Origin of the sequence: Arthrobacter sp. Marseille-P9274 (assembly GCF_946892675.1) — a bacterium.
In the GTDB taxonomy this organism is placed as follows: domain Bacteria; phylum Actinomycetota; class Actinomycetes; order Actinomycetales; family Micrococcaceae; genus Crystallibacter.
Genome location: NZ_CAMPOV010000002.1, coordinates 789104 through 811868, shown reverse-complemented (window position 1 = coordinate 811868; position 22765 = coordinate 789104). Strand labels below are relative to the sequence as shown.

Below are 22765 nucleotides of genomic sequence, written 5' to 3'. Positions count from 1 at the left end.
GGTAGCCGAGGATGATGACACCGCGGGGTGCCGGAATTCTTCAGCGCGAGGGATGGGTTTCTGGCACCCTTAAGTCACTATGGTTCACGTTTTTGGCCCGGCAAACGCCCCCGGGACTTCCGCCCTGCAGCTGCCCGATGTCGTCATGGAATTGGGGCAGCGGTTCGTGGACGCCGGACATGAACTGTCCCTGGTGGGCGGGCCGGTGCGGGACCTCTTCCTGGGCCGCGTGTCGCCGGACCTGGACTTCACGAGCGACGCCGACCCGGACGCCATCGTCGCCGTCATCCGCAAATGGGCCGACACCTTCTGGGAAATCGGCCGTGACTTCGGGACCATCGGCCTCCGCAAGGGCGACTTCACCATCGAGGTCACTACCTATCGGGCCGATGCCTATGACCCGGATTCCCGCAAGCCGCAGGTCGCGTTCGGCAAGTCCCTGGAGGATGACCTCTTCCGCCGCGACTTCACCATGAACGCCATGGCGCTAAGGCTGCCCTCCCTGGAACTGGTCGATCCGTACGGCGGCGTCCGGGACCTGCATGCCGGCATGGTCCGCACCCCGGGGGAGCCCTCGACGTCGTTCTCCGATGACCCGCTGCGCATGCTCCGCGCCGCGCGCTTTGCTTCCCAGCTCAACGTCTCAGTGGCCCCCGAGGTGGCCGCGGCAATGACGGACATGGCCGAGCGGATCGAGATCATTTCGGCCGAGCGTGTGCGCGACGAACTGGTCAAGCTGATCAACGGCAAGGACCCGCGGGCCGGCATCGATCTGTTGGTGGAAACCGGACTAGCCGAGTATGTGCTGCCGGAGGTTGCGGCGCTCAAGCTGGAAATCGATGAGCACCACCGGCATAAGGATGTGTATCAGCATTCGCTCACCGTGCTGGAGCAGGCGTGCGAATTGGAAACCGACGACGGCGGTGCGGTACCCGGCCCGGACTTCGTCCTGCGGTTCGCGGCGTTAATGCACGACGTCGGCAAGCCGGCGACGCGGCGGTTCGAGCCTTCGGGCGCCGTCAGCTTTCGGCACCACGACGCAGTCGGCGCGAAGCTGACCGCCAAGCGGATGAAGAAGCTACGCTTCGACAACGACACCATCAAGGCCGTCTCGCGGCTCGTGGAACTCCATATGCGGTTCTATGGCTATGGCGAGGCCGGCTGGACGGACTCGGCGGTCCGCCGGTACGTGACGGATGCCGGACCGCTACTCGAGCGGCTGCACCGGCTCACGCGCTCGGACGTCACCACCCGCAACCGACGCAAGGCCGAGCGGCTCGCGTTCGCGTACGACGACCTGGAGCAGCGCATCTCTGCGCTGAAGGAGCAGGAGCAGCTCGATTCCGTGCGGCCGGATTTGGACGGACAGCGGATCATGGCCCTGCTCGGGATCAAGCCCGGCCCGGCGGTGGGACGGGCCTACAAGTTCCTGCTCGACGAGCGGATGGAGAACGGGCCGCAGGATCCGGACGTTGCCGAGAAGAAGCTTCTGGAGTGGTGGACCCAACAGCCGGAATCCGCATCAGATGCGGATGGCTCATGAGCTACCTGCCTGTCAGTAATGACTATCCGAAGCTTTGGCTTGTGCGTCATGGGGAGACGGAGTGGTCCAGGAGCGGCCAGTACACGGGCCTGACCGATCTGGAACTGACCGAAAACGGGGTGCTGCAGGCCCGGGAGGCCGGAAGGAAGCTGTCAGGGCTCAAATTCTCAACGGTGCTGTCATCCCCGCTGAAGCGTGCGGTAAGAACCGCTGAGCTTGCGGGATTTTCCGATCCGGAGATTGTTCCTTACGCGCATGAGTGGGACTACGGCGAGTACGAGGGGCTGCGCAGCGCCGAGATCCGCGCCAAGGACCCGTCCTACCTGATCTGGACCCACGGCGTGCGCGGCGGTGAAACGCTCGAGCAGGTAGCCGACCGGGCCGACCATGTCATTGCCAAAGTGCTGGACAGTCCTTCCGAGCCTCCATTTCAACCGGATCCCATAGTCCAGCGCAACGTGCTGTTGGTGGCGCACGGACATTTTCTCCGCGTGCTGGCCGCCCGCTGGCTCGACTTGCCGCCGGTCGAGGGGCGCCGCTTTGTCCTCGACACCGCGGCGGTCTGCAGCCTGGGCTGGGACAAGCAGACTCCGGCGGTCACAGGCTGGAACATCTGATTCCGGGAGCCGATTCCACGGATGGACTATAAGGACTCTGACCGTTCTGTCGTGGCTCCGGACAATGTCGGCCTGCGCCAATACGTCAGCGCCCGCAGCAGTGCTTCCAGGGGACCGTACCGGAACTGCCTGACCCAGCCATAGCTGGCCAGCAGTTGGAGGACGAAGATGAGCGCCGCAGCGCCGAGTACGGCGAGCGGCGGCAACCGATTGGTCAGGGCGAGCCCGAACCCGGTGAAGACCAACAGCATCAGAACCGACTGCCCGAGGTAGTTGGAAAGAGCCAGCTTCCCCGCCGGGGCCAGCAGTGCTCGCAGCCGTTGGCCGCGCCGCGTGCGGAACGCCAGAAGCAGCAGGGCCACGTAGCCTGCGGTGAGCGCTGGTGCGGTGAAGGTGGAGATGCCGAACGCTATGAGGGCCGTGCCCGTGCCGCCTACGTAGTGCACCAGATAGGCCTGCAGAATGGCAGCGGTCAGGCCGATCGGGAGTCCGATGGCTGTCAGGCGGCGCAGCAGGCGGGGACTGAGTCCGTGCTCGAATACCCGCTGTTTCGCACAGGCCAGCCCTGCATAGAAGGCGCCGAGGGCAATCGGTCCCTGCAGGAACAGGACGTTGACGCCGACGATCGGATAAAGGGCGAGGTTCTGCGCGATAACCTCGGCGGGCGGGCCGGCGAGCCCGAAGGCGGGCGGGAGGGTCCCGGCGTCTGTGGGTGCCGACGGCTCAAAGGCGGCCGCTATGACGCCCGTCAGCAGCACGAACACGCCCATCGCGCCGATCAGGATGGAAGCGGAGGTCACGGCGGCCTTGCCGGAGATCCACCGCGTACCGAGCAGGACCAGGCTGAGCAGTCCGTACGTCAGCAGGATGTCGCCGTAGAAGAGGAACAGTCCGTGGCAGAGCCCGAGGACAACCAGGCCCGCGGCCCGGCGCAGGGTGCGGCCGACTTCGGATGCGCCGGATGCGGCAGCGGATGCCCACTGCAGGACGAAGCTGTAACCGAAAAGGAATGAAAACAGGATGTAGAACTTGGCCTCGAACAAGACGCTGGCCATGAACCGCACGGCGGTGTCCACCGGACTGCTGTAGTCCGGATTCGGGATGCCGGTGATCGCGTACGGGTCGGCGAAGTACCAGATGTTGACGCAGAGGATGCCCAGCAGCGCGAAAGCCCGCAGTGCGTCCAGATCCGCCACACGCTGCACCGCTCCGGCAGAGGCTGCCGGGATGCGGTCCAAGGGTCTGCCCGTCATGCTGCTTCCTGTTCATCGGCACGTGCAGGTCGAGTTCGGCCGCTTCAGTCTTGCACGTTCAATACCCCGGCGACAGGCGTCTTCGACGCCGAACTCAAGCCCCGGCGTCGAAAGGTTCGGCGTGTCTCGGCGGACACGCCGGGGGAAAGGGATGTTCCGCCTCTTTTTTCCTTCTCCACTAGGCAAGAAAGGCTGGCTTGGGGTAGCCTAAAACCTGTCCGATTGAGCCTTCCCAATCACGGGTCGGCCCGGGCTTTTCATGACCGATGCAGTGCAGGAAAGAGAGGTGAGTCCCGTGAAGATTATCCTCACGCCGGCCGGAACGTTTGCCGTTGCTGCCCGCCTCCGGGGCATCTCGCCGCTCCTCGCTGCGCATTAGCTTTTCCACCGCAGCACCCGGCCGTCCGCCGGGCCGCTCCAGCTGAAAAGCCAGCCTCCTTCGGCTCCCGCACGTAATCCCCTCGAGGGCCCTACGTTTGCCGGCGCCTTCTGTGCAAGCCCTTGGCCACGCCTCTGCTTGCCGCACTCGCATATATCCGTCGGCCGACCATTCCCGCATTGGGGTCTGCCTTCGGAGTCCTGCCCGAAAGAGGAACCACTCATGAAACCGTTGGACAGCGCTGTCCGTCCGGCCCCCGAACAGTCCATCCGCCCCGACGTCCGCTCGATGAACTCGATGAAGCCGGCGCAACCGGCCCAACGGGCCAGCCAGGACTCCCGCGGCCGCGGCCCGGAACCCCACGGTGAGCTGGTTACCGCCGGCTCCCTGAGCGGCGTGGACGGCTCCACCAGCCCCGGCTCGGCCATGCCGAACTACCTGGAACGGGAAGAGGTGAATATCGTGATCCGCAAACTTCGCCAGAGTTACTCGTTCTGGAAGCGGATACAGGGCACAAGCATCGACGAGCAAAGGCTGGACGAGGCCCGCGACGAACTGCTGGCGTACCGGCAGCTCATCCGCTGAACCACCGGGTTCCCTCGCCCGTGACGGCGGCTTGATCGGCTGGTACGTTGGCTGTGACGGCCCCGGCCGTCGCTCGCTGACGCACCAGTTTGGAGGACAATGATGTCTGACCCGGCTCCGCTTTCCGATCTTGAAATTGCCCGTCGCGCCACGCTGAAGCCGATCGCCGAGGTGGCCCTGGCCGCCGGGATTCCGGGCGACGCCGTCGAGCTTTACGGCAACTACAAGGCCAAGATCGACCCGGCCAGGCTCGGCCCGGACCAAGCCCAGCCCCGCGGCAAGGTGGTGCTGGTCAGCGCCATGTCTCCGACGCCGGCTGGAGAAGGCAAGTCCACCGTGACCGTGGGCCTGGGGGACGCCCTGGCCAAGGCCGGCCACCGGACCATGATTGCGCTGCGCGAGCCCTCGCTCGGACCGATCCTGGGCATGAAGGGCGGCGCCACCGGCGGCGGCTATTCCCAGGTGCTGCCGATGGACCAGATCAACCTGCATTTCACCGGCGACTTCCACGCCATCACGAGCGCCAATAACGCGCTGATGGCGCTGGTGGACAACCACATCTACCAGGGCAATGCGCTCAACATCGATCCGCGGCGGCTGTCCTTCCGGCGCGTGCTGGACATGAACGACAGGGCACTGCGGCAAATCGTGATCGGCCTCGGCGGGCCTGGCCAGGGCGTCCCGCGCGAGGCCGGCTTCGACATCACGGTCGCCTCCGAGGTGATGGCCGTCTTCTGCCTCGCCACGGACCTGAAGGACCTCAAGCGGCGGCTGTCGCGGATCACCTTCGGCTACACCTATGACAAGAAGCCCGTGACCGTCGCCCAGCTCGGGGCCGAGGGCGCCATGACCATGATGCTCAAGGACGCCATCAAGCCGAACCTGGTCCAGACCATCGCGGGCACGCCGGCCCTTGTCCACGGCGGCCCGTTCGCCAACATCGCGCACGGCTGCAACTCCGTCATCGCCACCCAGACCGCCCGCAGGCTGGCCGACGTCGTCGTGACCGAGGCCGGCTTCGGCTCGGACCTGGGCGCCGAGAAGTTCATGGATATCAAGGCGCGCTCCGCCGGATTCGCCCCCTCAGCGATCGTCATCGTCGCTACCATCCGCGCGCTGAAGATGCACGGCGGCGTGCCCAAGGGGGAGCTGTCGGCCCCGAACCTTGCCGCGCTGCAGGAGGGGACCGCGAACCTCGAGCGGCACCTCGACAACGCCGTGAAGTTCGGCATCACGCCGGTCGTGGCCATCAACCGCTTCACATCGGACACGGACGAGGAGGTCGAATGGGTGCTTGAGTGGTGCCGGCAGAAGGGCGTCGAGGCCGCCTCGGCGGATGTCTGGGGCCATGGCGGTGGCGGCGACGGCGGTGACGAGCTGGCCGCCAAGGTCGCGCAGGCCATCGGCGCGGAGCAGCACTTCGCGCCGCTGTACGACTTGGACCTGTCGGTGGACAAGAAGATCGAGACCATCGCCCAGCAGATCTACGGCGCCGACCACGTCGAGTTCTCCACCCTCGCCAAGAACCGGCTGGCCGAGATCGACGCCAACGGGTGGGGCAAGCTGCCGGTCTGCATGGCCAAAACCCAGTACTCGTTCACGGACGACGCCACCCGCCTCGGCGCGCCGTCCGGCTTCACCATCACGGTGCGCGAGCTGATCCCCAGGACCGGCGCAGGCTTCATCGTCGCGCTCACCGGCGCCGTGATGACCATGCCCGGCCTGCCCAAGGAACCTGCCGCCATGCGCATGGACGTGAACGACGACGGTGAGATCACCGGCCTCTTCTAGCGCACCCTGCGGAGGGGAATCGGTTACCGGCATTCAAGATGCGGGAGGTCCTGCTCCGCTTACTTAGGAACGCAGCCTTGCCGGGCCGGGTTCCTTCGACAGGCTCGCGGCGAGGGCCGTACAGGCGACGAGCTGCACCGCACCAAGAGTCCGCGTTAGTCCAGGGTGCTGGCGGCACCACCCCATAATCGGCTGGAACGGGCCCGTTGCCCAGCGGGAACAGTGCTCGTCGGGGAAGAGCACGGTGAGTAACCCGTCGCCGATGCCGAACATTGCCACGCTCTCCACGATCCGCACGTCCATCTGACTTCCTCTCGTATTGTTTCGGAGGAGACCGGCAGGCCGAACAGGCAGCAGTGTCCTTCCTGAATCAAGAATCGGCGCCCGTGCCCTATGTCGACAGGGCATTCCGACTCTGCCTTGCGCTGACTGCGGAGCTGCGCCTCCTACCCGTCCATAAAGTGTTGTTGACCCGGCGTTCCAGTTACGGCCTCCTACACGACGACGTGGAACGCATTCGTGCACGTGGTGATGTCCGCCGTCGTACTCATGCCGCTGCTGGGCGGCGTCGAGTTCATGTCCCGCGCGCCGTGGGTGATGGAGAAGCCGGACAAGGCCTTCGCCGAGCCCGGCGCCGTGTTCGATACCTCGATCGGCTGGCGCTTCCCCAACCCGGCGTTCCTTTCCGGCGAGTACTCCCGGGACGGCAAGGCCACCTACTCCATGCCGGAGACCGCCGAGGAAGTCGCCCGTGTCTTGGGGACCTCCCGCGAGGACTGCGATGCCTTCGCGGTGCGCTCCCACGAGCGGGCACTCGCGGCGATCGAGGCCGGCCGGTTCGCCGACGAGATCGTTCCTGTGGCGGTCAAGGGACGCAAGGGCGCCGAGACCGTGGTCGACACCGACGAGGGCCCCCGCCCGGGAACCTCCATGGACGTGCTCTCCGGCCTGCGGCCGGTGGTCAAGGGCGGCAGCGTCGTCACCGCGGGCACCGAGTCTTCGCTCAACGACGGCGCCTCGGCGATCATCGTGGCTTCGGAGGCTGCCGTCGCAAAGTACGGCCTGTCGCCCCGGGCGCGCATCCTGGACGGTGCCTCCGCCGGGGTCGCCCAGGAGATCATGGGGATCGGCCCGGTTCCGGCCACCCGGAAGGTCCTGGACCGCAGCGGCTACGCGGTGGCCGACCTCGCCGCCGTCGAACTTAATGAAGCCTTCGCGTCGCAGTCCCTGGCCTGCATTCGCGAGCTGAAGCTGGATGAGGACATTGTGAACAACGACGGCGGCGCGATCGCCTTGGGCCATCCGCTGGGCTCCTCCGGGTCGCGCCTCGTCATCACCCTGCTCGGCCGCCTCGAGCGGGAAGCGGCAGCCGGTCAGGACCGCAAGCTCGGCCTCGCCACCATGTGCGTCGGCGTCGGCCAGGGAACGGCCCTGCTGCTGGAGGGCGTGTGATGACGGAGGTCCTCAATGACTCAAGTGCGCGGCTGGGTACCGGCGGTTTCGAGGCCCTCCTGGGCGAGGAGCGCGAGGACCGGCTGGCCGTCCGGCTGCACCGTCCCGAGGTCCGGAACGCGATCGGCCAGGCGATGGTCGACGATCTGCACACGGTGTGCTCGTACCTTGAGCGCACCCCAAGGATCCTGATCCTTTCGGGTACACCGGGGGACCCGGAGACCGGGGCTAAGGGGATTTTCGCCTCCGGTGCCGACATCGCGCAGCTGCGCGAACGGCGCCGCGACGACGCGCTGGCCGGGATCAACTCCGGAATTATCGACCGGATGGCGAAGCTGCCCATGCCCGTCATTGCCGCCCTGGACGGCTATGCGCTCGGCGGCGGTGCGGAACTGGCCTATGCGGCCGACTTCCGCATCGGGACGCCCGCGCTGCGGATGGGCAACCCGGAAACCAATCTGGGCATCCTGGCGGCGGCCGGTGCCACCTGGCGCCTGAAGGAACTCGTCGGCGAGCCGATGGCCAAGCACATCCTGCTGGCGGGCAAGATCCTGACGGGGGAGGAATGCCTAGCCGTCGGGCTGATCACGGAGCTCGTGGAGCCGGATGTACTGTTGGACGCGGGGCAACGCGCTGGCGGACGCTATCGCTGCGCAGGACCCGTTGGCGGTCCGGATTTCCAAGGCGGTCTTCCACACCCCGCGCGAAGTCCACCCTCTGGTCGATACGCTAGCCCAGGGCATGCTCTTCGAGTCCCCGGCCAAATTCGAACGTATGCAGGCGTTCCTCGACAGGAAGAAGAAGTAGCCATGAGCAACTCCAAACATCCCGCAGGGCTTCCCACCAAGGTCGGCGTGCTCGGCGGAGGCCGCATGGGTGCGGGCATCGCCCACGCGTTCCTCATCAAAGGGGCGGACGTCGTAGTGGTTGAGCGCGACGAAGCCGCGGCGCAGGCGGCCCGCGAACGCGTCGAATCGTCCGCGGCGAAATCGATCGAGCGCGGCGTGGAAGACGGCAACCTCGACGAAATGGCCTCCCGACTGACCGTCTCGGTGGACTACGCGGACTTCGGGGACCGCGAGTTGGTGGTCGAGGCTGTGCCGGAGGACTGGGACCTGAAAGTCGCATCGTTGCGTGCGGTCGAGGAGCGGCTCGCGCCCGGCGCCGTGCTGGCCTCGAACACGTCCTCCCTGTCCGTGTCCGACCTGGCAGAACAGCTGGCCCGGCCCCGGGACTTCCTCGGGCTGCACTTCTTCAATCCGGTTCCCGCCTCGACGCTGATCGAGGTCGTTATAGGCCGGCAGACCCGGCCCGAACTCGTCGAGACCTCGCGCGGCTGGGTCCAGGCGCTGGGCAAGACCGCCGTCGTCGTCAACGATGCACCGGGATTCGCCAGCTCAAGGCTGGGCGTCGCGATCGCGCTCGAAGCCATGCGCATGGTCGAGGAGGGTGTCGCGTCGGCCGAGGACATCGACAACGCGATGGTGCTCGGCTACAAGCACCCGACCGGTCCGTTGAAGACCACGGACATCGTGGGCCTCGACGTCCGGCTTGGCATCGCGCAGTACCTGCACAAGACCCTGGGTGACCGGTTCGCGCCGCCGCAGATCCTGCGGGACAAGGTCGCCTCCGGCGAGCTGGGCCGCAAGACCGGCAAGGGTTTCTACGACTGGAGCTGAATCAGCCGCCCGTCGCCTGCCCTCAAAGCCAGGTTTTCGCGAGCGTCGCGAGCCCTCGTCGATGACCTTGTCGTCGGCTTCCTTCAGGGATGCCGACCGCGGTTCGTCGGCGGAAACCGTTCGATCAGTGTGCCCAGAAGCCGGAGGCCCGCCGTCGTTGGTCCCAAGGTCCGGAAGGACTACTTCTTGACCGTCCTGTCCAGGCCCGGCGCGCCGTACTGGTGGATCTCGGCGCAGTGGCAGGCGCGACGGCGCTAGGGGTTGCGCGGGCGTAACTCAGTTGTAGCGTGGGCGCATGGATTTCAGAGAACTGATCGAGACGGCTGGCCGCATTATTGATGCAGCTGGTGTCGCTGCCATGGTGATCGGTGCCGTCCTGGCTGCAATGTTCGCTGTGCCAAAGCTCCTCGGCAGGCAGGCCGGGGTATACGAGGAATTCCGCCGGTTCCTTGGACGTTCGATCCTCTTGGGGCTTGAACTACTCGTGGCGGCCGACATCATCCGCACCGTGGCCATCAGTCCGACGTTGGAAAGCGTAGCGGCGCTGGCCGTGATCGTGCTGATCCGTACATTCCTGAGCTGGTCGCTGGAGCTCGAAATCACAGGCAGGTGGCCGTGGCAGGGGAAGGAGGAGCGGGTGCCTGCGAAGCCGAGTGGACGGGCAGGGGAGTAGTTCACCCGGACGGGCGTGCCGGAGTTATGTACGCGGCGTTTCGTCTGGCGGGATTTAGCCCTCGCAGTCGCTGCAGTAGGCGTGGGAGCCTTGTTGCCGGGCGAGCTGGGAGCGGTGCCGGACGAGGAAGCATGAGTAGCAGGTGAATTCGTCCTCGGCCTGCGGGATGACCTGAACGTTGAGTTCCTCGGCGATGAACTCGCCGCCGGGGACGCCGGCTCCGTCGAGGCCGTCGGCCTCATCCAGCTCCAGGACAACGCTGCGGGCGCCCGGCGCATTTGCGGACCGTACTGCCTGCAGGGACTTGTCCTGGGACTCCTTGACGTCGGCTCGGACCTCATCGTAATCGGTTGCCACTTGGTTTGATCTCTTTTCTCGAGGTGGATGAATGCTGTACAACGTCCTCGGCCGCGCGGCTATTCCCCGGCGTAGGGTGTGACAATCCGCACAGGCGCTGGCCCCTGGTGTCCGCACCCGAGGGGAACGGGCTGCTGTGGCCCAGCGGATTAAAGCCATCCGCCCGGCGGGAACTCTCTGGGGGGCCAGGAGTTGTCGCCGGGCGGATGCGTTTGTGCTGGGAGTCCGGGTCTGTCAGTCTGTGCGGACCTTGCTCGGGTCGACGTTCCGGGCGGCGAAGATCAGCAGGCCGGAGCCCAGGATGGGGAGGACGCCCCACCATAATGTCGCGTTGATCCAGCCGCCGCCGGCGGCGAGGGTGGCGGTGATCAGCAGGCCGCCGATGATCGCCCCGACTTGGCCGGAGGAGTTGATGATGGAACTTCCCGTTGCCCGGGTGTGGACGGGGAAGCTTTCGCCGGTGAAGAACAGCAGGGCGGAGAAGGGGCCGATGAGGAAGAACAGTCCGGCGCTGTAGAGCCCGATGATGAGCGGGAAGTTCCCGTTCGGGGCCTGGAGCATGGTGAAGAACGAGACGGCACACAGGATCCAGCCGATTCCGATCGCGTTGCGGCGTCCGATCCGGTCTCCCAGCCAGCCGTGGAACAGGTAGCCGGCGAAGGCGGTGGCATTGGAGATGATGAGGATCAGCAGCGCGTTGTCGAACTCGATATTCTTGCCGTCCGTGGCTGTAAGCAGTGAGGTGCCGAGGATCGCGAATGCCAGGACACCGAGCCAGTTCAGGAGGAAGGCGCCGCCGATCGTCAGAGTGGATCGCAGCGATTCCCCGCGGAAGACGGAGACGAGCGGGGCGGCCTTCTCCGCGACGTCGATTCCGTATTTCTTTCCGAGTTGCTGCGCTTCTTCCACCCTGCCGTCCTTGATCATCTTGTCGATCTGGTGTCGGTGGGTGAACTGGGGGCTTTCCTTGAGCCAGCGTCCGGCGATGATGATGAAGACGGCAGGGATGGCGGCCACGACGAAGCAGAGCGCCCACCCGCCGATGGGGAACAGTAGGTAGACGGAGCCGGCGGCCAGTACGGAGCCGACCGGCCAGCCGGACTGGACGAGCGAGTAGATGAGACCGCGGCGCCGGGCCTTGGCAGGATCGCTGTTGTGCGCGAACATCTCGTTGAGGTAGGCCGCATTGATGGCCTGTTCGGCGTAGCCGAGGCCGGCGAGTGAACGCACAAGGACCAGGAAGACGAGTCCGAGGCCGGCAGCGATGCCGACGACCCAGCCGACAGCGGCGGTCAGCAGTGAGGCGACTGCGGCACCGGCGACGGCGATCAGGATGCCTTTGCGGCGGCCGATCCGGTCCACGATCGGGCCGATCGCGAAGGCCACGAGCGCGGTGCCGGCGGTCACCCAGGTGTTGATCTCGGTGGACTGGGCCGGGCTCCAGCCGAGGTCCGAGGCCAGCTTTGGCAGGAGGTTGCCGAAGAGGACGAAGTCATAGACGGCGAAGGTCCAGGCGAAGAAGCAGATCCAGGTGGCCAGCCGGACGTCCTTTGGCCTGACATCAGACTCGACGAAGCGGGAGGTTGGGGCAGTGGACATGACGGTTCCTAATTCACTGGGATAGGGATAGCGATGTGATGATTCCGGAACGAAAAGGGGGCGGCCTGGTGGCCAGCGTTGCTAGCTGGCCTCCAGGCCGCCCCTTACTGCTGCAGCTGCTGGTTTAGCTGGTGGAACTCAGCTCGGCGACCACCATCCCGCGACGTTCGGCGGTGGACTTCAGGTCGACCGTGAGCTGGCCGTCGACCTCCCTGAGAATCACTCCGTAGTCCCGGGCGGCCGCCTCGGCGGTCGTGAAGCCGTCCAGCACGTCCTCAAGGACCTTCAGCGGGTCCCGCAGGTGCGGGTCGCCGAAGCCGCCACCGCTGGGCACGGTGATCTGGAGGGAATCGCCGGCCAGCAGCTGGCGACCGGTGACCTTGGACGGCCACGATTCCTCGCCGTCCCGGCCCGGGTTCTTCACGAGCGAGCCGTTGAGGCCCTCATGGCCGCCGAAGGCGCCCCACGGCACGTCCGACTCGTGGCGTTCACCCTCGCAGGTGATCGCGGTGTCGGTCAGGAAGGTGTTCTCCCGGACGATACCTATGCCGCCGCGGAACTCGCCGGCGGCCGCCGGTTCGGAGCGCAGTTCGTAACGGTCGGTGCGCATCGGGAACCGCCACTCGAGCTCCTCGATCGGGTTGTTGCGGGTGTTGGCGATGAGGTTGTCCACGGAGTCCGGCCCGTCGCTCGTGGCGCGGGCGCCGTAGGAGCCCTCGTTGACCTCGAGGTAGACCCAGTACTCGCCCTGCTTCTCGTCCCACCCGGAGTAGGAGATGAAGTGGATGTGGGCGGAGTTGCCGGCGGTGACCCTGTCGGGGATGACGGGGGCGAGGGCCCGCAGGGCCAGATCGACGGCACGCTGCACCTGGGAGAACCGTGAGAAGGTCGCGGCCGGGTACTTCGGGTTGAAGATGGTGCCCTCCGGGGCGATCACCTTCAGCGGTTTGAGCATGCCCTCGTTCTGCGGCACGAACACCGGGAAGGCGACCTCGTCCAGGAACATCATGCGGGTGATGAACGTGAACGCCGATACGGTCGTGCCCTCGAAGGCGCAGTTATAGGCGGTGGGCACCTGTTCCGAGGACCCGGTGAGGTCATAGGTGATCTCATCGCCCTCGACAATCACCTTCACGACGATTGGCAGCTTCTTGCCGTAGTTGCGGCCGTCATCGTCCAGGTAGCCGACCTCGGTCTCGTAGACGCCGTCCGGGATCTTGGCGATCTCCTGGCGCAGCATCCGCTCCGAGTAGTCGATCCAGCTCTGGCCGGCATCGCGCACCGCGCCGAAGCCGTAGCGCTCGATGAGGGCCAGGTAGCGGGATTTGGCCAGCTCGCAGGCGGCGATCATGGCCTGGAAGTCGCCCTCGTTGGAGGTTGGTGTCCGGGTGTTGTTGAGGATGTGCCGGATGAGCGATTCCTGGCGGACGCCCTTCTCATAGATCTTCACAGCCCGGAAGATAGTGCCTTCGGACTGGATGTCCTGGATGTCCACCATCAGCCCGGAGAACGCTCCGCCGTTGTCGATCAGCTGGCCGGAGGCGCCGGCGAAGCCGACGAGTTCCCCGTCATGGAAGATCGGTTCGATGATCGCCACGTCGGGGGAGTGGGTCGCCCCCAGGTACGGGTCGTTGTGCAGGATGACGTCACCCTCGTGGATGTCGTCGCCGAGGACCGAGATCACGCCCTTGACGATCTTGGGCATGGAGCCCATGAACATCGGCGTGGAGTCGGACTCGGCCAGCACGTTGCCGTCCTTGTCGAACAGGCCGGCGCCGAGGTCTTCGGACTCGCGGATGATCGAGGAGTAGGCCATGCGGAACAGTACCGAGGCCATTTCCTTGGCCGCCGAGTTCAGGGCGCCGCCGATCACGCGCATCAGGATCGGGGTGGCCAGTTTCTCGGCCGTCTGGGCGGCGGCGGGGCAGTCGACGACGAGGTTGCCGGCCGGGTCGACTGTGCCGGAGAATCCCGGCGGGATGACGACGGTGGAGTCGTACTGCTCGATGATGGCGGGGCCAGCGAAGGCGGTGCCGACGCCCATCTTCTCGCGGTCGTAGAATCCGGTGTCGAGGGTGACCGGCTTGCCGTCCTGTTCGAAGGTCACCGGGCGGGTTTCCACCAGGGCTTCGTCGAGGGAACCGGACTTCGTCGCGGCCGGCGTGGGCAGTTCGTCCATCAGGGCGCTGGCCTCGACGCGGATGTTGATGACCTCCACGGTGCCGTTCTTGAATTGGTGGCCATACTCTTCGAAGTGGGCGGCATGGAAGGCTGCCTCGGCTTTTTCCAGCCAGGCCTGGTTGACCGGTCCTTCGGGGGCATCGAAGCGGATTTCGTATCCCTGGCCCTCGTAGCGCGCGTCGGCGAGCCAGTCGAGCCTGCGGCGTTCGGCCGGCACGTCCTCGGCATCCAGTTGGGCGTTGGCTTCGCGCTCGAGTTGTTCGTAGGAGGCCTGGATGGCGGCGGGGTCGGCGTTGGCGAAGGTGAACCGCCGGGTGGCGACGAACTCGTACTTTTCGTCGGTGGCCAGCAGGCCGGTCGCGGCGATGATGCCGGGGTGGGCCGGGATGAGCACCTTCGGGACCTCGAGTTCCGCGGCGATTTCGCAGGCGAACAGGGCGCCGGCGCCGCCGGCGGCGACGAGGGTGAAGTCGCGCGGGTCGTAGCCGCGGCGTACGGAGTTCTGCTCGATTGCCTGGGTCATGCCGAACTTCTGGATCTGCAGGGCGCCGAGGGCGGCCTGGTCCACCGACATGTTCAGCTTTCCGGCGAGACCTTCCATGGCCTTTCGGGCGCCGTCGAGATCCAGATCCATGCCTGAGCCGGCCAGGACCCGGTCGGGGCGCATGCGGCCGAGCAGCACCTGGGCGTCGGTCGACGTCGGCTCCGTCCCGCCGCGGCCGTAACAGACCGGGCCCGGATCGGCGCCCGCCGACTGCGGTCCGACCCGGAAGACGCCGCCGGCGTCGACGTAGGCGATGGAGCCGCCTCCGGCGCCGATGGTGTCGATGTCCACCATGGGGACCATGGCCTGGTGGTCGCCGATCTTGGTGTCCAGCAGGTGGCGCATGCGCAGCTCGCCCTGGTAGGCCACACCGATGTCCGCCGAGGTGCCGCCGATGTCCAGGGTGACGACGTTCTCGAATCCGGACTGTCGGCCGGCCCACATGCCGCCGATCAGGCCGCCGACCGGTCCGGACATCATGAGCGTGACGGGCCGCTTGGCGGCCTCCTTGATCGGGACCATCCCGCCCGAGGACTGCATGAGCAGGATCTCGCGCTGGTAGCCCAGGGTTTCGGCCTGCTCCTGCAGGCGGTAAAGGTAACGCGAGACCCTGGGCCCCACATAGGCGTTCAAGGCGGTGGTGGAGAACCGCTCATACTCCCGGTACAGGGGCACGATGTCACTGGATAGGGAGAGGTAGGCCTCGGGGAACTCCTCCGCGACGATCTCCCCGATCCGCTGCTCGTGGGCGGCATTCAGGTAAGAGTGCAGCAGGCAGACGGCGATGGCCTCGACGCCGGCAGCCTTGAGCTCGCGCACACGCTCACGGACCTCATCCTCGTCCAGGGGAACCAGGACGTCGCCGTTCGGGGCAGTGATGCGCTCCTTGACCGTGAGCCGGTGACGGCGCTTGATCAGGGGCTTGGTCTGCCACGGCATGTCCTGCTGCAGGGAGAAGTTGTGCGGCTTCTTGTGGCGGGCGATGTGCAGGATGTCCCGGAAACCTTCGGTGGTGATCATCCCGACCTCCGCACCGGTGTGCGTCAGCGCGGTGTTCGTTGCCACCGTGGTCCCATGCACCAGCTGGTCGATCTCCGAGAGCGACACTCCGGCCTTTGCACAGAGCTTCTTAATGCCGTTGACCACGGCCTCAGAGGGGTCGTGTGGAGTGGATGGGACCTTTTCCACAACGGCGATGCGCTGGTCGTCGTCCGAGAAATACAGGTCGGTGAAGGTGCCGCCGACGTCTACTCCGATGCGCTTCATGATGGTCCTTTCGGAAGTTGGGCTCAGGACTGCGTTGAACGGAAAGTCTTGGTTGAAGGGAGGGACTGGGGTTGAAGGGTAGGCCGGGGTCGGCCGGTCCGCTCTGCCCCGGATTGGAGCCCGAATCCCCCGGGCCGGAATCTAATCCCGCAACTTGTTGTGCTCTAGCTCACTTTTGGTTGCTTAGTAAGCAATTTAGTTCCCCTAGCAACAACACGCAATGGTTATTACGTGTCTTTTTTGCGGCCCGCTCCAGTGGGCAGGCCGGGCTCCGTGTCCGATTGGGGAGCCGGTCGCCCACGTTCTCGCGGATTCCGTCTTGCCCGCGCGTTCGGTTGGGCAGGTCGGATCGAGCACCGTACGGCGAGCCGAGGTGTTTGTCCCGGCGATCCGGGACGGTTGGCGATCCGTCAGAACCCGTGGTCCCAGAAAACCTCGGTCGAGACTCCGGAACACAACTCGGACGCCGTGAAGATTGACGACCGCATCGCCCCCAGTCGGCCGATCATCGTCAAGGAAGCCGTGGGCGACCGCCTCCCGGGCGTTGTTGCCAAGGGCCCCGTGGTCTGATCGCTGCAGCCGGCGACGCACCGGGCTGACCGAAGCCGGATACGTCCAACGCGATGAAGGGACGAGGCGATACCGGCTCGGGCTCGGGATGATCGGTCTGGCCGGACCGCTGCTAGCCGGCCGGACGTCGTGCGAGACGGTTATCGGGGCCTCGAGGACCCGACCCACCAACAGCTCGCCGACGTGAGGGATCAAGGGTTTGCCGTCAACGACGGCCAGGAGTGCGGCGTCTCGGCGCCCGTGCGGGACTACCGGGGCGGTTGGCGGACAGGCCGGCGACCGCGTACAGCCCGCCGCCCAGGACTGTTGCCAGCCTGACCGACGAGTCGGAACCTGACGCACTTGCCGATGCCCGCCCCGACCCGAGCCGTTGGTCCGGGACAAACAGATTCGGCGAAGCTCTGGTGCTGCGCCGGGCCGTGCGCTACTGTAGTCAACACAGCAACCAAGTTGCTCGCTTAGCAACGTTTTACCGTGAGAGTGGAGAGAGTCATGACAGTTACGACCAACGACATCGAAGCCCGTCTTGCAGCAGTGCTGGAGGAGGCGTTCGAAGCCGGCACGGGCATCTACAACGAGCGCGGCTTCAAGCGCCGGATCGGCTATGGCAACCGCCCCGCCGTCATTCACATCGACCTCGCGAACGCCTGGACCCGTCCGGGCCACCCGTTCAGCTGCCCGGGCATGGAGGAGATCATCCCCAACGTCCAGCGGATCAACGAGGCTGCCCGCGCCAAGGGCGTCCCGGTGTTCTACACCACGAACGTGTACCGCAACCGCGACGCCACATCCGGCACGAACGACATGGGCCTGTGGTACTCGAAGATCCCCACGGAGACCCTTCCGGCGGATTCCTACTGGGCGCAGATCGATGACCGCATCGCGCCCGCAGACGGAGAGGTCGTGATCGAGAAGAACCGCGCCTCGGCGTTCCCGGGGACGAACCTCGAGCTCTTCCTGACCTCCAACCGCATCGACACCCTGATCGTGACCGGTGCGACCGCGGCCGGGTGCGTGCGCCACACCGTCGAGGACGCGATCGCGAAGGGCTTCCGCCCGATCATCCCCAGGGAGACCATCGGCGACCGTGTCCCGGGCGTCGTGCAGTGGAACCTCTACGACATCGACAACAAGTTCGGTGACGTGGAGTCCACGGATGCGGTGGTGGAGTACCTGAACGGCCTCCCCCAGTTCGAGGACACGGTCCCGAAGACCCTCTCGGATCCCCAGCCCGAGGTCCAGGCCCCCGCGGATCCGGCCTGAGCCACACCGTACTGTCGCAGTCCCGCGGGCCGGCATTCCCAGGCCGACCCGGCGACAGCCCGGCACCCCTCAGCGGGTGCCGGGCGTGGTGTCCTGGAACCTGTTCGACATGGACTCCAAGTTCGGTGACGTCGTGGCTCTGCCCGCGGAGGGCGGCGGTCCCGGCTTCCTGGGACGGGGCGGGCGCACCGTACGACGGCTGCTGTCGGTGGCTGCACTTGGCACCTGGGAGGGAGAACCCATGCTGGACCCACAAACCACTACTGACAAACCGCAGGGGGCGGCAGCATCGCTGCTCAACGGTCTTGCGGTCCTCGAGGCCTTCTCCGTCGCCAAGCGATCGCTCCTGGGCGTCACGGAGATTTCCGAGCTTGTCGGCCTGCACAAGAGCACCGTCTCCCGGATGCTCACCGGCCTAACCGAAGCCGGATACGTCCAGCGCGACGACGAGACGGGACGGTACCGGCTCGGGCTCGGGATGATCGGCCTGGCCGGACCGCTGCTGGCCGAGCTCGACGTCCGGCGGGCGGCGCTGCCGCACCTCGAAGAACTAACAGAAGCCACGGGGGAGACGGCCGCGATCGCCATCTGGAACGGCACCAACGCGATCGTCGTGGAACAGACGGCCAGTCCGCACCAGGTCAAGCACAGTGCGGCGATCGGCACGCGCTACAACAAGTTCGCCAGCTCCTCGGTGCGCGTGTTCCTCGCCGAGCTGCCGACCGAGGAGACGGACCGGCTGCTGGCCGGCCGGACGGTGGTGCGGGACGGCTATCGAGGTCTCGAGGACCTGGTCCATGAGCAGCTTGCCGCTGTGCGGAATCACGGGTTCGCTGTCAACGACGGCGAGACCACGTTCGAGGAATACGGCGTCTCCGCACCCGTGCGGGACTACCGGGCGGTCGTAGGTTGCATCACGGTCAGCGCGCCCCGATCCCGAGTGCAATACCAGCAGAGCCAGTCGATTCTGCGCGATGCGGTGCTTCGGGCCGCCGACCGTGTGTCCGCCCGGCTGGGCAGTTGGCCGGCGGAAAACACATCCGGTGCGCCGCCCGTTATGACGGATCCTCGGGCGAAGCGTGCCGCGCCACTGCTTCCCGCAACCAGTGGGCGGTGAAGTCCGCGAAGGAGGCCCGGGCAGGAGGTCCTTCCCCTTTGCCGGCCGGATCAACCGCGAGGATGGGAGGTCAGGCGCGGCCGCTTTCCGCGCCTCAGCTAGCGGCCGACCAGCCCAGGCGGATGGACACCTCCGAGGCAGCATGTTGCACGGCTTGGACCAGAGCGTCCCCGGTGCCGTTCTTGTGCACGCGGGACCGGGGCGCGGATATCGTAATGCAGCCAACCACCTTGCCCCGGTAATCGCGCACCGGAGCGGAGACCCCGAACTCCTCCTCGGTAGTCGAACCGTCATTGACGGCGTAGGCCTGGCGGGCGACTTCCTGCAGGTGGGTCGTGTGATCCAACGGCAGGCCGTCTCCTGCGGTGCGTACAATCCGTCCGGACTCGATCAGTTCGGTCGCGAGGGCCGGGGCCAGCTCCGCCAGGAAGACCCGCACCGAGGAACTCTCGAACTTGTTGTACCGGGTTCCGATCGCGGCAGTGTGTTTGACCTGGTACGGGCTGGCAACCTGCTCCACGACGATGGCCTCATGGCCATTCCAGACCGAGATTGCGCTGGTCTCCTCGGTGCTTTCGGTCAAGTCCTCCAGATACGGAACCGCAGCACGGCGGACATCCAGATCCGCCAGCAAAGGGCCGGACAGCGCAATGAGGCCCAGTCCGAGCCGGTACCGGCCTGTCTCCTCATCCCGCTGGACATAGCCGGCGTCGGTTAGGCCACCGAGAATGCGAGACACCGTGCTCTTGTGGAGGCCCACGCGCTGAGCGACCTCGGTCACACCCAGGACCGGCTTTTGGACGGAAAAGGCTTCCAACACAGCAAGCCCGTTCAGCAGCGAAGCCGCAGCTCCCTGCACCTGCCCGTTGTCCTGCCTCGGCCTGCCTGCCATCTGCATCCTTTCGCCTGGCGTGACCTCCCGCCACTCTTCTGGCCATCATATGCTTCAGCCCGGGTGCTGATGCGGAAGATCCCGCAACCGGCAGTCGCCAAGCGGGTGCCACCTCAGAGCGGTGCCCGAGCCGGTGTGCAGCACCTACACCCCGCCACGAACTGAATACCGAAAAAACGAAGAAAAACTGTTGTCTGTTGCTGTTCAAGCAACTAAATTGATGCAAAAGCAACCAGAGAGTGGGTGTACAGCCTCAGGCGAAATGCCACTCTCAATCGGGCACAGCCAAAGTTACAGCCGACGCCCATTGTCCGCAGATTTGTCCTGTCTACAAAGCCGGGTGCCGGCAAGGCACCTCCTATCGGGAGCAGCTATGCAACTGGACCACAACCCGTCAACTTCCTATTCGGCCTCCGCAGCAGGGACGGCCAACGTCTCCCGTGCCACGCTGCGGAAAGTGACCTTCGCTGCCTCCGCCGGCACTGTCGTCGAATGGTTCGACTTTGCCGTCTACGGCTTCCTGGCCCCCATCATCGCCAGGACATTCTTCCCGGAGGGCGACACCGTGGTCGCGCTCCTGCAAACATTCGCAGTCTTCGCCGTCGCCTTCGCCCTGCGGCCCATCGGGGGTGCATTCTTCGGCATGCTCGGCGACCGGATCGGTCGCAAACGAGTCCTGGCCCTGACCGTACTGCTCATGTCCGGAGCCACGATGAGCATCGGCCTGCTCCCCGCCTACGAAACAATCGGGATCTGGGCCGCGGTCCTGCTGACCTTGGCGCGCAGCCTGCAGGGCCTGTCGGCTGGCGGCGAATACGCGGGTGCCGTGACCTACGTCATCGAACACTCACCGCAGAATGAACGCTCCCGCCACAGCAGCTGGATGCCGGCATCAACCTTTGCCTCCTTCGCAGGAGCGGCACTGCTCTGCTACCTGCTCACCGCCAACCTCCCGGCAGCGGCGATGGACAGCTGGGGTTGGCGCATTCCGTTCCTCGTCGCAGCCCCGATGGGACTCATCGCCTTCTATATCCGACGCAAACTCGACGAAAGCCCGCTGTTCAAAGAGGTATCCGAAAGCTCCGCCGCCACGCATACTCCGCTGAGCACCACACTGCGGAAGCAGTGGAAGCCGATGGCCATCCTCACCGGCTACATCAGCCTCACCGCATTGTCCTTCTACACGTTCTCCACCTACATGACCACCTTCCTCGGCGAAGTCGTCGGACTTCCCTCGGAACTGGTGCTGATGAGCAACGTCCTGGCACTGACATTCGCAGCCGTCATCGCCCCGTTCATCGGCCGCATCTGCGACAAGGTAGGGCGCCGCCGCACCATGTTCGCTTCCTCAGTGCTGCTCGGCGGATTGGCAATACCTGCATACCTGCTGGCCGGCGGCGGAAGCTTCGCCAACGCCTTGGGCGGCCAGCTGCTGCTCGCCGTCGGAGCCGTCACCGCCAACGTCGTCACTGCCGTGCTGCTCAGCGAGGCCTTCCCGACCGCCGTGCGATACACCTCATCCGCGGTCACCTACAACGTCAGCTACGCAATCTTCGGTGGCACAGCACCATTCGTGGCAACCTTCCTGATCTCCCTCACCAACAACAAACTGGCACCCGCCATCTATCTCACCGTCATCGCGGCCGTTGCGCTCATCGCAACCTTCCTCATGCCGGAAACCTCCAGGAAGTCCTTCGAAGAAGAAGACAAGGCCGTACGCGACGCCAGGCAGGGACTTACCCGGCAGCCTCGATGATTGCTTTGGCCGCGGTGAGGACATCGGCCTCGGTGCTCCACGGGCCCAGGGTCAGGCGCACGGCCGCCAGCCCCCGCTCCTCATCCACCCCCATAGCGGCGAGCACCGGGGAGGGACGGTGCGTGCCGGCGTGGCAGGCCGAGCCGGTCGACGCCGCAAGATTCGGGCACGCGGACAGCACTGCATGGCCGAGCGTTCCATCGATGCTGATGTTCAGGGTCTGGGGCAGCCGCGGGGCGCCCGAGCCGTTGGCGTGAGCCCGCCCGGGCAGCCGCATCTGGAGTTCCCGCTGCAGCCGGTCCCGCAACTCCGCCAGTCTGTCAGCGGAGCCGGCTGCCAGATCGGCCGCTGCCAGTTCCGCGGCTGCTCCGAGGGCGACGGCGTACGGGACATTCTCGGTTCCGGCCCGCCGCCCCTGCTCCTGGCCGCCCCCGCCGATGAGTGCCTCCAGCGCCACTCCCTCGCGGACGTAGAGGGCACCGACGCCCTTGGGAGCATAGAACTTGTGGCCCACAAGGGTCAGCAGATCCACCCCGAGCTCGGTGACGTTCACTGGGATCTTGCCGACGGCCTGGGCAGCGTCCGTGTGGAACAAGGCACCGTGGCCGCGGGTGATGCCTGCCAGTTCTGCTATCGGCTGGAGAACACCCGTCTCATTATTGGCGAGCATGATCGACACCAGCACGGTCTCCGGGCGAAGGGCCGCCGCCAGATCCCGGGGATCGACCAGCCCCCGGGCGTCTACGCCCAGCACGGTCACCTCCGCCCCGTGATGGTCCCGGACATAGTCGCAGGCTGCCAGAACGGCAGGGTGTTCGGTGGCCTGGGCGATAACGTGGGGCCGCCCCACCCCGCTGCGGATGGCCGCGGTGGCCACTCCGCGAATCGCGGTCGCATCGGCCTCGGAACCGCTGCCGGTGAACAGGATCTCCGCCGGCGCGGCACCAATCAAAGCCGCCACCTGTGCACGGGCCCGCGCCAGGGCGGCGTGGGGCTTGAGCCCAAAGGAGTGGGCGCTGGATGGATTGCCGAAGTGCGTGTCCAGATACGGGAGCATAATCTCCAGGACACGCGGATCCACGGGCGTGGTGGCGTTGTAGTCCAGATATACAGACTGTCCGGCCAGTCCGGCAGACTGTCCGGCCAGTCCGGCAGGCGTTCCACCCGCCGCCACTTGCACAGTCTCTCCAGTCCCCATTGGACTATTTTAGCGAGCGTCCCTCCAGGCTGCCCTGAAAGCGGTTCGCG

Annotated in this window: 18 protein-coding genes and 1 pseudogene; 12 read left to right on the top strand and 7 right to left on the bottom strand. The window is 66.0% G+C overall.

The features are described from left to right. The first annotated feature begins 79 nt into the window (after positions 1-79). Positions 80-1543 (top strand): CCA tRNA nucleotidyltransferase, encoded by a 1464-nt coding sequence (locus OC550_RS16960; RefSeq protein WP_262107089.1) that lies wholly within the window; start codon positions 80-82, stop codon positions 1541-1543. Continuing rightward, positions 1540-2160 (top strand): histidine phosphatase family protein, encoded by a 621-nt coding sequence (locus tag OC550_RS16955; protein ID WP_262107088.1) that lies wholly within the window; start codon positions 1540-1542, stop codon positions 2158-2160. Before OC550_RS16960 ends, OC550_RS16955 begins: the two co-directional genes overlap by 4 nt. Positions 2161-2186: 26 nt before the next feature. Here the strand turns inward: OC550_RS16955 and OC550_RS16950 are convergent, their stop codons facing one another. Then, entirely contained in the window at positions 2187-3413 is a 1227-nt protein-coding gene (locus OC550_RS16950) for a DUF418 domain-containing protein (RefSeq protein ID WP_262107087.1), read from the bottom strand. A 601-nt stretch (positions 3414-4014) separates the two neighbouring features. Here OC550_RS16950 and OC550_RS16945 point away from each other — a divergent pair. Then, positions 4015-4377, top strand: coding sequence for a hypothetical protein (locus OC550_RS16945; RefSeq protein WP_262107086.1), 363 nt, complete (start codon positions 4015-4017; stop codon positions 4375-4377). A 102-nt stretch (positions 4378-4479) separates the two neighbouring features. Continuing rightward, positions 4480-6168, top strand: a complete 1689-nt coding sequence (locus OC550_RS16940) for a formate--tetrahydrofolate ligase (protein ID WP_262107085.1) — start codon at positions 4480-4482, stop codon at positions 6166-6168. Positions 6169-6231: 63 nt separating this feature from the next. Here OC550_RS16940 and OC550_RS16935 read toward each other — a convergent pair whose 3' ends face one another. Beyond that, positions 6232-6471 carry a hypothetical protein gene (locus OC550_RS16935; RefSeq protein ID WP_262107084.1) on the bottom strand — a complete coding sequence of 80 codons (240 nt, stop codon included), beginning with the start codon at positions 6469-6471 and terminating at the stop codon, positions 6232-6234. Between the two features lie 228 nt (positions 6472-6699). Here OC550_RS16935 and OC550_RS16930 point away from each other — a divergent pair, with 228 nt between their 5' ends. The 4 genes and pseudogenes from OC550_RS16930 to OC550_RS16915 all read left to right on the top strand — a co-directional run bounded on the left by OC550_RS16930 (position 6700) and on the right by OC550_RS16915 (position 9972). After that, a complete protein-coding gene (locus tag OC550_RS16930; protein ID WP_262107193.1) occupies positions 6700-7620 on the top strand; it encodes an acetyl-CoA C-acyltransferase in 921 nt (306 codons plus the stop codon). Beyond that, a pseudogene (locus tag OC550_RS16925) lies at positions 7620-8427 on the top strand (enoyl-CoA hydratase/isomerase family protein). Before OC550_RS16930 ends, OC550_RS16925 begins: the two are co-directional and overlap by 1 nt. A gap of 2 nt (positions 8428-8429) precedes the next feature. Continuing rightward, the gene (locus tag OC550_RS16920; RefSeq protein ID WP_262107083.1) at positions 8430-9299 is read left to right on the top strand and encodes a 3-hydroxyacyl-CoA dehydrogenase family protein; all 870 of its coding nucleotides are present in this window, start codon (positions 8430-8432) and stop codon (positions 9297-9299) included. A 295-nt stretch (positions 9300-9594) separates the two neighbouring features. Continuing rightward, positions 9595-9972, top strand: coding sequence for a DUF1622 domain-containing protein (locus tag OC550_RS16915; RefSeq protein ID WP_262107082.1), 378 nt, complete (start codon positions 9595-9597; stop codon positions 9970-9972). 54 nt (positions 9973-10026) lie between these two features. Here the strand turns inward: OC550_RS16915 and OC550_RS16910 are convergent, their stop codons facing one another. The 3 genes from OC550_RS16910 to OC550_RS16900 form a co-directional block, all read right to left on the bottom strand. Then, positions 10027-10329: a DUF4193 domain-containing protein gene (locus OC550_RS16910; RefSeq protein ID WP_262107080.1), complete on the bottom strand. Its 303-nt coding sequence runs from the start codon at positions 10327-10329 to the stop codon at positions 10027-10029. A gap of 234 nt (positions 10330-10563) precedes the next feature. Next, positions 10564-11928: an MFS transporter gene (locus tag OC550_RS16905; RefSeq protein WP_262107079.1), complete on the bottom strand. Its 1365-nt coding sequence runs from the start codon at positions 11926-11928 to the stop codon at positions 10564-10566. Between the two features lie 124 nt (positions 11929-12052). Then, positions 12053-15919, bottom strand: a complete 3867-nt coding sequence (locus OC550_RS16900) for a hydantoinase B/oxoprolinase family protein (RefSeq protein WP_262107078.1) — start codon at positions 15917-15919, stop codon at positions 12053-12055. A gap of 399 nt (positions 15920-16318) precedes the next feature. On the opposite strand from OC550_RS16900, the gene OC550_RS16895 reads away from it, so the two are divergent. The 3 genes from OC550_RS16895 to OC550_RS16885 all read left to right on the top strand — a co-directional run bounded on the left by OC550_RS16895 (position 16319) and on the right by OC550_RS16885 (position 18869). Further along, positions 16319-16489 carry a hypothetical protein gene (locus tag OC550_RS16895; RefSeq protein ID WP_262107077.1) on the top strand — a complete coding sequence of 57 codons (171 nt, stop codon included), beginning with the start codon at positions 16319-16321 and terminating at the stop codon, positions 16487-16489. A gap of 492 nt (positions 16490-16981) precedes the next feature. Beyond that, the gene (locus OC550_RS16890) at positions 16982-17752 is read left to right on the top strand and encodes an N-carbamoylsarcosine amidohydrolase (RefSeq protein WP_262107076.1); all 771 of its coding nucleotides are present in this window, start codon (positions 16982-16984) and stop codon (positions 17750-17752) included. A gap of 85 nt (positions 17753-17837) precedes the next feature. Beyond that, positions 17838-18869, top strand: coding sequence for an IclR family transcriptional regulator (locus OC550_RS16885; RefSeq protein ID WP_262107075.1), 1032 nt, complete (start codon positions 17838-17840; stop codon positions 18867-18869). Between the two features lie 94 nt (positions 18870-18963). On the opposite strand, the gene OC550_RS16880 is transcribed toward OC550_RS16885, so the two are convergent. Continuing rightward, a complete protein-coding gene (locus tag OC550_RS16880) occupies positions 18964-19761 on the bottom strand; it encodes an IclR family transcriptional regulator (protein ID WP_262107074.1) in 798 nt (265 codons plus the stop codon). A 373-nt stretch (positions 19762-20134) separates the two neighbouring features. On the opposite strand from OC550_RS16880, the gene OC550_RS16875 reads away from it, so the two are divergent. Further along, positions 20135-21517 (top strand): MFS transporter, encoded by a 1383-nt coding sequence (locus OC550_RS16875; RefSeq protein WP_262107073.1) that lies wholly within the window; start codon positions 20135-20137, stop codon positions 21515-21517. Here the strand turns inward: OC550_RS16875 and OC550_RS16870 are convergent. After that, positions 21498-22715: a cysteine desulfurase family protein gene (locus OC550_RS16870; protein WP_262107072.1), complete on the bottom strand. Its 1218-nt coding sequence runs from the start codon at positions 22713-22715 to the stop codon at positions 21498-21500. The two genes, OC550_RS16875 and OC550_RS16870, sit on opposite strands and share 20 nt — an antisense overlap. Positions 22716-22765 lie beyond the last annotated feature (50 nt).